We start from the raw sequence: 14009 nt of genomic DNA, 5'->3' as shown, positions 1-14009 counted from the left end.
TTCAAAGAGACTTTCGATACTGACTCGGGACCTAGTCAAGATTGTGTATTTGACGTTCGAAATGCCTAGACATAAGGGATAGAAAGTCTCTGACTCACGCAATGACCCGTGTCCATCTCGTATCTTTTCCCTTTGAGATCTGGGAGAACTCTTGGATAATGCACGCTCAGACTAGTTCTTTGAGTTAGATGACAATCACACTGAATAAAAGTTAAATGGGCACACAAGTTAACTCGACAAAACCTCTTCAGGTTTAGGTCTGGAGAACCTCCTTTACTTTCGCATAATATTGATCTGCAGTCTTATCCCAGTCGTACTTAAGCGAACTCACGTAGCTAGACTTAGAAAGGCTCTTCATCACATCCTCGTTCAACATGTACTCCAGCCTCTGAGCCATCCCATCCAAGTCCTTGTAACCCACAAGGAACCCGTTAACCCCTTCCTCAACGATCTCGGGGAGAGAGCCAGTAGCGTAGCCAAGAACGGGGGTCCCACAGGCGTTAGCCTCCACCACGGTCATTCCCCACCCCTCAATGAACGAGGTTGACAGCGTAACCCATGCCCTTTGATACAGCTCCACCTTCTTGGCCTCGGACACCCTTCCCAGGTAGATGATGTCTCTCTCTCCGAGGGTGGCCCTCTTTACTTCCTCCTCAAGGTCGCCACTCCCCACGATAACCAGGGTAGCCCTCGTCTTAAGTCGCTTAAACACCTTGATGGGGTCTAGTGGGTTCTTATAATTCTTCATCCTGCCTATCCATAGGATCATGGGTGTGGGAGACTTCTCGCCTGGTTGATAAAGCGAGTGGTCAATCCCGTTATGGATCACTGTTATCTTCCTGGGATCTACCCCCAAGGAGACTAGGTCGCGCTTTGTTGTGTGAGAAATAGAGATAATCCAAGGATAGTTCTTAACCCCCTTCTCGAGTTGTCTCACGAGGGTCGCGGTGACTGGGTCAAGCTCATACTTGACCACCTCCTGATGAACGTGATAAACTAGGGCTATGGATCTTCTGTTAACCAGGTATGAGAAAAAGGGAACGGCATGAGCCACGCTATCTATGACAACGTCATACTTACCCGCTTGGAGCAAGGAGTAAAGATGGAGCGAAAAACGATTACCGGCGTGGAGAAGTTTCACCCCATCCTCGTAATCGCGTGAGGTGTTGACGGATTCGCTCAACCAGGAAACGTCAATCCCGCGCTTCGCCAGTCTCCTCGCAACCTCCAGGATGACCCTCTCGGCCCCACCCGCCTGCGGATGGTAGATGTCCCTATGATTTATGAAAAGAAGCCTCACGGGGGTTAGTAGAGATAGAAGGTAAAAAGAATGAAGTAACCTGGGGACGTGCCTCCATGAATTTTGTTCTGTTTAATCTGGAGTTCCTCTAAGTCTGTAACCCTTAAAGATACTTTCCCAAAATAAATGGAATACCCCTTACTAAATACAGTCCATATACCCCAACTCTATCGAGAAGTGATCCCCGACAAATCTTCCTAACCTTTCTCTTCGTGGAGAAGAAGTTTTCATATAGTGTTCCTTTTACCACTCTGATGCTCTTACCGTATTTATAATATTTTCTAGCAATGTCCAGAATAGAGGAGTCTCCGTAATGGTAGATGAAAGGTTCTTTAACAATATTTACATCGGTAGAGATCTTAGAGGCTTCATAGTATATTAGTTCATGATCAGGGAATATCACATCATAAAATTTGTCCTTAAGGTTGCTTTCAAGGGCTTCGAAGGCCCTCGAGAGTATTTCGGACCTGAAATATCTTGGCAAGGCAAATCCCTTGATTGCATCAGCGGGATTACAGTAGATAATGTTGTCCTTATCTAACTGAGCTTGTCTAATCCAAATCGAGTTTCCCACTTCCCTTTCATGAATAATTATCATATCTCGCCTTAGAGAAGATAACGTTAACAAAGCGTCTTTTCCTAGATATCTAGTCTCGTCTAGGAGAAGGGAGAAGTCTCCTTTGGAGTTCATGTGAGCCAGGTATCTCGCATACAGGAGCTTAGTACTCTTCCTGATTTCTTTAAATCCATATTGTCTTATTAAATCAGATATTTGATCTGATCCTGAGTTCACAATTATAACTTCGTAGTCCTGATAGGATTGGGAGCGAATAGACTCGAGAACATCATGTAGGTATTTACCATGAACAACAGGAATCTCTATCGATATCACAAAAAGTTCATCAAGACCGACATAAAAAGGGTTTTCTGTTAACGTGAATGTATTCTAGCCTGATCGTGAAAACATACTGGATCACGTACAGTTTCACTAGGTGGCCAACCATACACCCTACGCCTAAAATTGAGGCCCTAGAGGCTAGAGTTTTTAATATAATAAAGTAATTTTTCAGTAGAATTCACATAAGAGAAGTCCTTTGCTCTCTCTATCGCATCTTTTCTCATTTTCATATCATACCCATTTTTATATATCTCTAGAGCCTTTTTATATAGGTCTTTCTCAGTATTTACTAACCAACCAGTTCTTTCGTGTATTATGGTCTCTGAAGGACCACCAGAAAAACGATAGGCTACCACCGGGGTCCCACACGCCATTGATTCTACTGGAATATAACCAAAGTTCTCAAAAGTTATAGGATAAATTGTAACATAAGCATTACAATACAAGTCAATAAGTTCTTCATCAGATATATTTATGAAAGATTTTGCGTTGTCGATTTGATATCCAACTACTTTTATGCGAACATTTTCTGCTAACTTTTTGATAACGTTCACACTAGCGGGATATCCTCTTTTTAGGAATACTAAAACGTATTTATCATCTTCATTAGTCTCTGTTTTGGCCTTACGGGCATAATACTCGACGTGGATAGGAGGATAAACCACATCAGTAGGAGGCGTATCGTAAAACAGGGAGATAATGTTTCCTGTGGTTTTACTATTTGCAAGGACACAGGGATATCGCTTAACGGAATTAGAAAACCGTAAATTTATAACTGGAGCTGTCATATTTACTAACTTTCTCAAAGTTGGTGACTTGGAATAGGTAAGTGGCCACATAAATAAAGAAGCTATAGCACCCTGGCTCCAATATATCATGGGATACTTTTTCTTATTATATTTAATAGTATTTACAATTATATCATTTGAAACTAAGATTATATCCTTGGGTAGCGAGTGTACTATTTTCATTAGTTTTTTGCTAATTCCATCGAAATAGTATTCATTAGCTAAACCAAAGAGAGTCTCGTCATTTGATGAGATATTGTATATATTTATTCCTAGTTTTTGAGTTACTTCCCTCTTTATGTCTTCACGTATATAGTAACCAACTATAGTTACATCCATGTTTAATCTTAACAATCCTGAGGTAAAGTTTAATACCGCTTTAGTCTGGCCATCGAATCGCTTCAGGCGGGAAACCAAAAATATTACCATTTTCATAACTAAGTGTGTGCAACAATTTATTTCTCCCTCCAAATTTCCAAGAGATTGTGGACCGTGAAGAAGGCGGAGAACCACGACTTAAGACTCCTCTTGCTCGCGTTCCACGGGAAGTGGAAGTCCATTCCAGAGAGCCTGTGCTTAGCAGTCCTGAAAACCTGTTCAACCCTGTTCCTAATCCCAAAGGTTACGTGTTCGTGGTCGAACCCCGCTATCGAGAGGACGTTGTACGCGAGGAGGCTGTCATGTACTTGGCCCTGAGGATTTTCCCTCTCACCCTCAACTCTACCTGCCTCACTCGCTTCACGAGGATTATCGCGTCGAGGCCCGACCTGGCCTCAGTGACCATAAAGAACGTGATATCCCGTGTGAACGTCCCTCAAGACCCATAGGTAATACATCACCTCCTTCGCCAGAAGTACCTTGGCCTCGTCAACCGCGTACTCCCCGGTCAAGGGGAGGTTCAGGGTCACCCTTGTTGCTCTCCTCCAGTAGTAATGAACAGTACTCCTCGGGACCCTGAACCTCCTGAGCGAGAGCCCGAGGAAATAACCAGCCAAGACTTCCCCCAACTCCTCGACCGACCAGAACTTGGGCTTAAGATTATTAAGTTGGAGAAGGTAAATTATTACGTGGATCAGGACGGGAAGAGGTACGCTCCTCTTCACGTCTGCTCACGTGATAAACCCGTCCTGACCCTTAAATATTATTTTGTCTAATTTAGCGATATTGTTGGACACACTCTAGTTTCTGCAAAGTTAACGTCAAAGACGTGTAATACCCACGATAGTCATGTCCTCCGAGAAAAGGAGATACGCCAGGGATTAGGCGAAGTACGACGAGAATCTCGTGACTAGGTACGAGATGATGTTCCCGTTTTACATGTTTGAGCAATAGTACGATCTTCTCGAGGAGGACAACAGGGAGGCAAAGACCAGGCCGTATAGGGTGCCCGTGATGTTCAACGAGTTCCTAGCCTTCTTTTACGTGTTCTTCACGTACAGGGGTATTGAGGGGATATTGAGGGTGCTCCACGATATGGGGATAATTCCGGTATACCTAGATTACAAGACAATACACCTGAGGTTGAGGAAGATGTCGCTGAATTTCTAGAAGGTAAAGGACGAAATTAAGCTCGTGAGCGACGGGACGGGGATAAGTGTCGAGCAGGGAGGTAGGTACATAAGGGCGAGATATGGAGGGAAGAGGAGGGGGAAGTTCCTGAAGGTCGCGGTTGACGTTGACTCCAAGTCCACGAGGGTCGTGAAGGCTGAGGTCGAGAACTCTGAGGTTGATTCTGCGGTCAAGGTGATCAGGAAAATTCGAAAGGAAGACGGGCAGATCGCGAAGTTTTATGGTGATAAGGCATACGACTCCAACAGGATTTACAACCTAGTCCACGATGTCGTGATCCTGAAGAAGTCAGCCAACTCTGGTAGGGCTAACCCAAGGAGGAGGGACACGATCCTAGAGTATAGGGAGTCGTCGCGCGATTGGAGTAGGAGGAGAGGATACAGCAAGCAATGGAGAGTCGAGATCGTGATATCCGCTATCAAGAGGATGTTCGGCGACGGGATAAGGGCTAGGAACGTCCTCCAGAGAATGGCCTCCCTCCTGAAGTTCTGGCTCTACCACCTCATGAGAAACAAAGCTGACTCCATCGTGGGAGAGGTCCATGCAGTCCGCTTGGCTTGACACGATTGGGAATCAAATGACCTAGGCAAAATTTTATGAAACAAATACATAATATATTATGAGCAAATTCAGATGATACACGCTATATCAGACCCCAGGATTTTCTGAATGAATATACGGATTAGGAATAAGATAGCATAGAATTATTACCAAGATTTAATAACTTTAATTAGCCAAGAAAAAGTTCTGTATAACATTTTAAAAGATGGTCTTTAATAGTTAAGCATTGAATTTGGTATATTTAATAAATTTCTTTATTACTAGTAATATAGATATTATAAAAAACATTGAGAAGTAAATAAATTTCTCATAATAGAATATCGGAAATTCTGGTATATATTCAATTTTAATATTATAGCTTCCCCTTGGTATTAACCAGGCATTAGAATATCCGTTTGCTAAATAATGGTCATTATTAACACTACCATTAGGATATATTAAGTACCAATTCTTTGAGTATCCTTGATCAAAGATTAGATAGAATTTAGTTGATGCATTTATATGAACTAGGTATAGATCTGGATTAATATACTGATAGTTTACATGGACATTTTGAGTGGTTATGTTATTTATTTCTACCTCGTTACATACCAAACTAGTATTGTAAACCTTTAATGTGTTATTTGCATAAAGAAAGAATAAGTTATTAGTAGCGTTAGTAGATGAGAAATTATAGGGTATTCCATTAGATGCATATATAATATTTACGTTATTAGCTAGCTGATATACCTCAAATAACGAGTAATTTGCTACTAGTACCGCACCTTCTTTCTTAAGTACGTTCTCCATTCCAGAAATATTAAACTGATTTAATGACTGAAAGAATCCATTAGCATATGGAGGATTTAAAACTGCACCAAACCCAGGATAGGCATGAGTATTCACTATTACATACTTAATACCAAGTAACAAAAAGTAATTAGTGAAGTTATATTTTGAGTTTGGAAAATAAGTCAAAATAGGATCAACTAATCCACCTACTCCGCCAACAATTTTTTCTGAGGGAGGTAAAATCATACTCCCAAAAATTACCGGGTTGGATATTATAACGGAATTGTTATATGCATAGGCTGCCCATTGTACTGGAGCAATTAAAACATTAAATGAATCCTGCTGAGAGTTAAGAAATTCAGTCAATTGTACTAAAGGTGGTATAACTGGTGTTAAGGAAGTTACATTAGGATATCCAAATGCAGAATAAGTATTAATAGGAGGCCTTATTGAGATAGGAGTCATTATTGAGATAAAAACAAGAGCAAACAAAAAAATAATTGCCATTCTTTGTCTAATTCGGCGAATATTGGATAAAATATAATAAAATGAAAGACCAAAAAGTATGGAATAAACTAATGATAGAGGATATAAACTGTAGACGTTTTGAAAAGAATATGCGATACCGACGGTAACTGAGTTATTTATTATATTTGTAATGATAAGAGGATTAATAAGGCCGGATGCAAAAATTTCTATAATTAATTCATACAAAAAAAGGAATGATAAGAGTCTCGTTATTTTGTGATCTCTACTACTTATTATAGCTACTAATATCAATACAAACGGGAGAAGAAGGAGGTATATCATATCACCTTGCATTAATGTAAATGAGTATTCTGCTGTATAGTATGAAAATTCATAATTTCTTATACTCATAATTAAAAAGGTGTTTTGTAGAATATACTGAATTAATGACTTACCATCAAAGGTACTATGTGTAACTGAATAGGCTATATTATTTATGTTATTAAAATAGGAAAATACAAAGGGGATAAATGAGACAATTAAAGTTATTAATACAATTAAAAATTTTTTATATAAAATTTTATTATTTTAAATATTGATAATATTATCAAAATTACTATTGATGTAACCAGCTCCCACCATAGAATTGGAGGTGTTCCAAAAGAAATACCAAGACTAAATAAGATCGTTGCCGTAATAAATCCTAATAAAGTTAAGGATACCCATCTATCACTGTTAATATATTTGAGAACGAAGTATAGGAATAGGGGAAACATAGAATAAGAATATATATATCCGCTTAAATTACTGACAAAATCAAAGGTGTAAATAGGAGAAATCACATAGAATAATCCGGCCACTAAAGCACTAAAGTAAGTTAAATAATTTCTTTCACTATTTAAAATCAAACTTACAATGAAATAAATACCGATAGACGAGATATAAGTGAACGTTAATAAGGTAAAATATTGTGATAATCCTGTATTTTTAAACATTAGATAAAAAAATGAAGCCACTGCCCAAGCTTCAATATAAGATCCGGCATATGTACTTCCACCAGGGAATGCAGGCCAATTCCAATAATATAAATTGGTAATTAATGCATTTACTGGGTTTATTGGAAAACCAGTATCAGAAAATACGACTATTCTACCTTCTAAGACCAACCATAAAAATGTACTCTCAATTAAAAACATAGATATAAGTATTAATATTTGCTTTTTAGTGCTGAATTCTAAGAAAAAATTCCTAAGTGATAGCATACAATATATTATTAAGGATTCAATTTAAAAAGTTATTAGTGGGGCTACCCAAGATTGTTGTATTAGAAAAATATAAAGAACCCGGCTTATAAGCCTTCATCATCCATCACCTGGAAGCGAGAAGCGTGGAGCCGCTTGAGGTGATAGGAGTGGTGCCTGATGTGTGACACAGGACTAGATTTCCAGCACGAGTTGTTTCGGATTATGGCAACGACGTAGGTGTCGAGGAGTTGGGACGAGGGGAAGTAACCTCCTAGGTCCTGTCGAACTACGTCAAGATAGGGGTTGAAGCTCTCGGAAGTATTGTTAGTGTAGATGTAGTGCCTGACCTCGCGCGGGAAGTTCAGGAAGGCGGTATATCTGTTGGACGCGTCAAGGAGGTGCTTCGCCCTCTTCGCGTAGTGTTTTCCTACGAGCTCGCTGAGCGAGGAGAGGATCGCCTTACCTTCCTCAACATTCCTCACGAGCTTAAGTTCCCTCACGAGAGAGTGTCCGGATTTTGCAAAATTCGGCTTGTTTCAATATAAAGCATAAAATTAACCCTGCATCTCAAGTTATCACCTAGATCTAAGGTTAAATTAACTAACCTGGTTTGTATCTCTTACTAGAAATAAAAATATCACGAACAGTTTTGCCTAACCCCTCGTCCACATACGCGTCAAGGGAGTTGAACCGCGCGTAAGTGACGCGGAGTCCTGCGCTGGATTGAGACGAAGTGGATCATGTTGTACGTGATAGCTATCGCGTAAAGGAAGGCCTCGTTCCTCACCCTTGTCTCGGCGTAGGGTCTCCAGTGTTTCAGGAAGATCCCGAACTACTCCACGAAGGGACGTGGGTACTTGAAGTTCCCGTGTGGGTGGACGAAGGATCCACGTTCCCTGAACCCGCGGTCCACGAGCTTCAAGCCTTTCCTTGACAGCCTGCACCTCGCGTCGGAGAAGTTAGCTAACTCGACCTCAAGTCCGTGGACGAAGAGACCAGTGGAGACGAGCAGGAAGAGCTTCAACCCAAAGTAAGAGCACGACCACTTCTTGGCTCAGGTTCTCTCGAACCTCCTCCTAGTCCTAAGCCATGCCCCAGCGAACGCAATCACCCTCGCGATAGGGCCCAGGTCCATAGAGTCCAGCCTTAACTTCTCGAGGACCAGCTCTAGGCTAGTCTTCCCTGGTGGAAGGTCGAGAAGGAACGAGTCCACTAGCCACTCAACTCCCTCGTATAATGCGCTCAACGGCAAGTAACTCTGCCTGCACTTAGCCTCAAGTTCCTTGGTCATCTCCCTGAGCAGGTCATTCCTGACCCTCGCGAACTTCTCTATGATGTCGAATAACGTAGACTTCCTCACCCTTTCACCGACGAATAGTCTCACGATGACGTTCGTGTTCACGAGGTTGACCGCGTCCCTCAAGGAACAATACATGACCATGATGACCAATAACTTGAGGTCCCTAGGAAGTTTCTCCTCGATCCTTGGCCTTATCATCTCGATGACTGTAGGAGGAAAAGGGTTTCCCGGACGGCATATCCTCAAGTGGGGAAACGGGCATCATCACATGTTAGGGTTGTTGGAGAGTGTTGGACTTCATGGTATGATAGCCGTTTCCCCAACTTAAGCAGCTCTCAAGCTCTTCACTAACTAGACTGATCTCAAATAATTATTCACTGAATTTTTCTCACTACTAACACTCTCTCTAGATACACTATCTAGGCAAGGTAAAAGTGGAGATTTGTCAAACCTCTCATACCCTCTGCATAATTTTGCGGTACTATTGGACGTGCAACTAGGCAGAAGAAAAATCTTTTGAATCCCCATGATATATCAGTTTAAGATCATGAATCCATTAACTGGTTCATTGAAGTTTCTAGCGACTACACTTCTAAACTCAATCACCGCTCTACTGTTCTTTCTCATTGTCGCCCATTTTTCTAGTCCGTCATTTGTTGGGAAGGTAGCAATAATACAGCTTATAGAGACTATTACAGGATCGTTCTTTGCTTTACTACCGTTCAATCTTGTCACGAGGGATATCTCACATAAATATGCCTCCTCTCAGGACCATAGGAAGGTAGTTTCTACTTCACTCTCGTACTCCCTTTTGGTTTCACCTTTTCTCCTTTTTCTGTTTCTATTTCCCTCATACGTATGGTTGTCAATACCGTACTTTGTTTTATATTTATTTTCCACTTATCAATATCAGATTTTATCGGGATTGGGAAAGTTCTCTGAAACGAATTTAGGCAACGTTATCTTTACCGTAACGAGATGGGGGATATCCTCGGTCGCAGTGTTTTATCACAGCATATCACTCTTGATCCTAATTTGGACTTTAGGTGCCCTGGTAAGGGTTATCTACTATAACCACTATCTTCCGTTTAAATTTCACTTCGATTTTCAGGTTGCAAAGGAAATAGCCAAGATAGGGGTTCCAATTTATTTGTCAGGAATAGTGTCTTTTATTTCCGGACAAGGGGATAGAGTTGTTACAGCATTTTTACTGGGATCGTATAGTCTAGGTATTTATCAATTGGTAGCATTGATTTCTGTTGTACCAAATACGCTGATTTGGTCCTTGACCTCTGCCCTACTACCTTCCTCTACCTACTATTACACTAAGGGCGTCGAGATGAGGGAGATGGCCTCCGGTGCCTTTAGACTCTTGACCTTCCTCTCCCTTCTTCTAGGGGTATCTAGTTACGCAATTGCCCCATATCTAGTTCTCAAGCTTTTCCCTGAGTATTCACCTGGAGTCGAGGTGTTGAAGATCCTAGTTCTATTCATTACAGTTACAATGCCCTTTCAAATTCTCTCAACGTTCTTGATTGCACTCAACAAGAATTACAGACCCTTCCTGGTAATTGGGAGCGCGAGCGCCATTGAAGTGGTTCTGGTCTCCTTCCTCCTGATCCCGCGAATGGGGATTTTGGGTGCGGGGATAGCCCAGGCTGGGAATGCCATAGTAACCAGTATTCTTTATGTAATTTTCTCCCTAAAACAGGGAATAATAACACTCGATAGAAAGACTATATATTCCATTTTGTTGATATCTCTTTCTTCGATTTCCCTCTTCTCCTGGGTGATTGGGGCACTTGTGATTATTCTAGGATTGAAGTTTCTTGGAATCATAACTAATAAGGAGATGGCCTTAATACAAAAATTCATTCCACCTCAGCTCAGATTCTTTATAAGGATACTTAATCTCTTCATTTAAGGAAAGAATCAGACAAAGTCTTCTCAAGAAAGTGTCGGAGTTAGTATGTATCATATGAATTTTCTCTTGACAGATTATATATTTGCTTTATAAAATTTCGCCTAGATAATTTGATTCGCAGGTTATGTCACGCTATGCTAATCGCGTGGATCTCTCTGAGGAAGTTGGCCTTCTTATGTAGGGGTAGAGCCGGAACTTCTGGAGAACAGTCGTGGAGGATGCCACTCATCTTTATCCCGTCTGAACATACTCTTGATCGCGGATATCACGATCTCGACTCTCCACCGCTTATCGTAACCTCTCCTCTTACCACAGTCGCACGGCGACTCCCTATACTCAAGAGAGTGTCTATAGTGAGAGAAATTCAATGAATAATTATTTGAGATCTTTCTCGTTACTGAAGAACATCAGTAATACTTTAGTCGGGGAAACGGACATCATACTATGAATACAGAAATCACCAAACGTCCCCAATACGTTATGCTAGTTCAACCACTTGAGGATATGCCGTCCGGGAAACCCTTTTCCTCCTACAGTCATCGAGATGATAAGGCCAAGGATCGAGGAGAAACTTCCTAGGGACCTCAAGTTATTGGTCATCATGGTCATGTATTGTTCCTTGAGGGACGCGGTCAACCTCGTGAACACGAACGTGATACTTAAGCCGTTTGCTGATGAGCACGTGGGGTGGACACTCTCTGGTGTATCTCACTTTCTCAGAGGACATTTGCGGGTATTATGTTCCAAGGTTAACTCTCCAGAAACTCTACAAACTAACTTAATAAATTTTTATAACTAATTTTTAATATTAATTTGACTATTATAAATTCCAGTTTGTCTCAACATAAGGTTTATTAACTATTACTTAATATATCATTATATGAAAGTTCTTATATCTGCATACGAAAAAATGAGTTCTGGAATAGCTTCTTATACTGAAGAAGTAGCAAAACTTCTCTCATCTTATGTGGACCTCGCAGTTCTCTCTTTTGATGACTGGAAAAGTGAGAGATTTAAAGTTATAAAATTCACCAGAAAGGGTGTATCTAGAGCTTTACCTTATTTATCGTTCTTAAGAAACAAAGAAAGCTTGGAAAAGATTGAAAAAGAATTTGACGTAATTCACGAAACTCTTCCACCCTGGGGCTCAACGGGAAATAATTTAATAACAACAAAATGGGGCTATATCGGTTACTTTAAACTTGCGTTAATTAGATTAGCCGGGTTATCATTCCCAGAAAAATTAGGAGCATTTCCAGTCACTCTTCAACATTACATCATGGATAAGATATCTTTTAGAAAGGCAAAATACATAGTTTCCATGAATGACGAAAGTGCAAATTTCATTCCTCCACCGATCGAGAATAGGACGTTGAAAAAATACGAATACGATAGTAAACTGAAACTCCTTTTTGTATCTAGAGATTTAACAATGAAGAGAAAGAATTTAAAGGTTATCCTTAACTCTTTCAAATACTTGAAGAAAGACATTGAATTACATCTAGTTGGAGAAGACAAGGGAAAGATAAGGAGAGATAAAAACATTATAATTCATGGTTTTCTAGAAAGAGAAAAAGTATTTGAGTTAATGTACAAAGTCGATGCTCTAATATTACCCTCAACTTACGAGGAACTGGGTTACGTAGGTTTAGAAGCATATTCTATAGGCCTTCCCTTGATAACAAGCAAGATTCCATCATTTAATACTATTTTTAAAGCAAGCCCAAAATTTGACCCTTACAATCCTAAAGAACTAGGTGATATATTGAACAAATTAAGTTGTGGGGATTTAGAGGAAATAGGGAGAAAGGGGTATGAGTTAGTGAAACAATATAACGAAATTGCAAGAAAAAAGTTCCTAGGGTTATATAAGGAAGCCATGAATAGTAACTAATCTTGCTCTTAATGTTCATTGTTCGTCTAGCGTGAACTACTTTTATTTGATTTCTACTCAATGCTGATACATAATATTTTCTTGAGAAACTTGTTGAGGCGAGCATTTTAGTTTTTGTTTCAGCCTTTATAAACGATGGGAAATATGTAATAATGTTTTTAACTATATTAAACAAAAGACTCCTATAACTCGGCTCGATTAACTTGAAAACCATTTTATTTCAAGTACTAACTCATGGCCTTTAATCTCCATGAATTGCCTTTCCTTCAGCTTCTTCAATATCCATTTTCCTTACAGTTATTTTTTCCTCTACTTCGTTTACCAGCTTATCTATGCTGATTGTTTCCACTTTAATTCACCTTCACCAATACTGCTTCCTACACCCTCATTTTTCATTGTTACAACTGCCTTAGAGTCGTATAATGCTTTATTAACAAGAATGACGTTTTTAAAATTATATCTTTCTACCTCTCTTTTTAATATTTCAAATAAAGATGCTATTGGTTCTACTTTAATAACTTCTTTAACTTACTTGGTCACTCTTACAGTGTAATCACTAACGAAGGCTCCAGAATCCATAACAACATCATCTTTTTCTTTCGTGAAGGGAGTCATATTCTTCTGCAATAAAGTAGCATAATAAACGTATTCGTAACCTTGAGGTATTTCAATCTCTAGATCTCCATATTTAAATATCGTGCCAATTATATCTAGTGATTAGGCCATATAAAATTTAGATATTCATCCTTGTCAAGCCATTCTCTTTAAAGAGTGCCTGGACTAAGAGAAATTCAATAAATAATTATTTATAATTACTTATATTTATGTTCTTCATTAATAATATTTAAGCCTGGAGAAACGGACATCACAATAAGCCGGAGTAATCTTAAAAATATTTTCTCAGGATTAATTTAGCTACTTTGCTGACAGCTATCTTAGGAGAGATATAGAGTATTTGTGTATGTCCATAGTATCGTCAGATAGTTATAAATATTTGTATAATGAGGTAATAATGTGGGGCAAAAGGTAGAGAAAATCAGTTTACAGGGAGATATCCTGTCCTTCCTGCAGTGGGAACCACGTGGTTAAGAAGGGTAGGGTAAAGGGAAGGCAGGAGTATCTTTGCGGGAATTGTGGGAGCCAGTTCGTTGAGGGGCTAAGCATCGTTACCACAGGAGCTTGGGATAGAGGGCATTCAAGTCGCAAACCGGACGAGCATGAGGGCTATCTCGAGATACTCCAGGTGCCCCTTGGGATCTTCGGGTAGATTAAGGCGGCGGGAAGAATTACGT

General features: G+C 40.0%; 13 protein-coding genes and 2 pseudogenes. 6 read left to right on the top strand and 9 right to left on the bottom strand.

The window, feature by feature from the left end; genetic code table 11:
* Window positions 1–253: 253 nt before the first annotated feature.
* From MSED_RS09425 to MSED_RS12055, 4 genes and pseudogenes are all read right to left on the bottom strand, one after another.
* Window positions 254–1300, bottom strand: a complete 1047-nt coding sequence (locus MSED_RS09425; RefSeq protein WP_012021774.1) for a glycosyltransferase family 4 protein — start codon at window positions 1298–1300, stop codon at window positions 254–256.
* 103 nt (window positions 1301–1403) lie between these two features.
* The gene (locus MSED_RS09420; RefSeq protein ID WP_012021773.1) at window positions 1404–2192 is read right to left on the bottom strand and encodes a glycosyltransferase family A protein; all 789 of its coding nucleotides are present in this window, start codon (window positions 2190–2192) and stop codon (window positions 1404–1406) included.
* 137 nt (window positions 2193–2329) lie between these two features.
* On the bottom strand, window positions 2330–3421 hold the full coding sequence (locus MSED_RS09415; RefSeq protein ID WP_012021772.1) for a glycosyltransferase family 4 protein: 1092 nt from the start codon (window positions 3419–3421) through the stop codon (window positions 2330–2332).
* 20 nt (window positions 3422–3441) lie between these two features.
* A pseudogene (locus MSED_RS12055) lies at window positions 3442–4089 on the bottom strand (IS6 family transposase).
* Window positions 4090–4378: 289 nt separating this feature from the next.
* On the opposite strand from MSED_RS12055, the gene MSED_RS12380 reads away from it, so the two are divergent.
* Both MSED_RS12380 and MSED_RS11865 read left to right on the top strand, forming a co-directional pair.
* Window positions 4379–4534 (top strand): hypothetical protein, encoded by a 156-nt coding sequence (locus tag MSED_RS12380; protein ID WP_155464956.1) that lies wholly within the window; start codon window positions 4379–4381, stop codon window positions 4532–4534.
* A gap of 24 nt (window positions 4535–4558) precedes the next feature.
* A complete protein-coding gene (locus MSED_RS11865; protein ID WP_048806940.1) occupies window positions 4559–5116 on the top strand; it encodes a transposase in 558 nt (185 codons plus the stop codon).
* A 219-nt stretch (window positions 5117–5335) separates the two neighbouring features.
* On the opposite strand, the gene MSED_RS09400 is transcribed toward MSED_RS11865, so the two are convergent.
* From MSED_RS09400 to MSED_RS11860, 5 genes and pseudogenes are all read right to left on the bottom strand, one after another.
* Window positions 5336–6394 carry a hypothetical protein gene (locus tag MSED_RS09400; RefSeq protein WP_144419034.1) on the bottom strand — a complete coding sequence of 353 codons (1059 nt, stop codon included), beginning with the start codon at window positions 6392–6394 and terminating at the stop codon, window positions 5336–5338.
* A 518-nt stretch (window positions 6395–6912) separates the two neighbouring features.
* Entirely contained in the window at window positions 6913–7617 is a 705-nt protein-coding gene (locus MSED_RS09395) for a hypothetical protein (RefSeq protein WP_048060151.1), read from the bottom strand.
* Between the two features lie 86 nt (window positions 7618–7703).
* Window positions 7704–8099: pseudogene (locus MSED_RS09390) on the bottom strand (transposase); the annotation flags it as partial.
* A 332-nt stretch (window positions 8100–8431) separates the two neighbouring features.
* Entirely contained in the window at window positions 8432–8623 is a 192-nt protein-coding gene (locus tag MSED_RS12215) for a hypothetical protein (protein ID WP_053094469.1), read from the bottom strand.
* Window positions 8624–8653: 30 nt separating this feature from the next.
* Window positions 8654–9097 carry a hypothetical protein gene (locus tag MSED_RS11860; protein ID WP_052292732.1) on the bottom strand — a complete coding sequence of 148 codons (444 nt, stop codon included), beginning with the start codon at window positions 9095–9097 and terminating at the stop codon, window positions 8654–8656.
* Between the two features lie 328 nt (window positions 9098–9425).
* On the opposite strand from MSED_RS11860, the gene MSED_RS09380 reads away from it, so the two are divergent.
* From MSED_RS09380 to MSED_RS09365, 4 genes are all read left to right on the top strand, one after another.
* On the top strand, window positions 9426–10823 hold the full coding sequence (locus MSED_RS09380) for an oligosaccharide flippase family protein (RefSeq protein WP_012021771.1): 1398 nt from the start codon (window positions 9426–9428) through the stop codon (window positions 10821–10823).
* A gap of 544 nt (window positions 10824–11367) precedes the next feature.
* Window positions 11368–11622 (top strand): hypothetical protein, encoded by a 255-nt coding sequence (locus MSED_RS09375; protein WP_048060149.1) that lies wholly within the window; start codon window positions 11368–11370, stop codon window positions 11620–11622.
* Between the two features lie 81 nt (window positions 11623–11703).
* On the top strand, window positions 11704–12717 hold the full coding sequence (locus MSED_RS09370) for a glycosyltransferase family 4 protein (protein ID WP_012021769.1): 1014 nt from the start codon (window positions 11704–11706) through the stop codon (window positions 12715–12717).
* 1081 nt (window positions 12718–13798) lie between these two features.
* Window positions 13799–13984 (top strand): IS1/IS1595 family N-terminal zinc-binding domain-containing protein, encoded by a 186-nt coding sequence (locus MSED_RS09365; RefSeq protein WP_048060148.1) that lies wholly within the window; start codon window positions 13799–13801, stop codon window positions 13982–13984.
* Window positions 13985–14009: the final 25 nt, after the last annotated feature.

Origin of the sequence: Metallosphaera sedula DSM 5348, assembly GCF_000016605.1 — an archaeon.
Taxonomy (GTDB): Archaea; Thermoproteota; Thermoprotei_A; order Sulfolobales; family Sulfolobaceae; genus Metallosphaera; species Metallosphaera sedula.
This window is presented reverse-complemented; position numbering and strand designations above follow the sequence as displayed.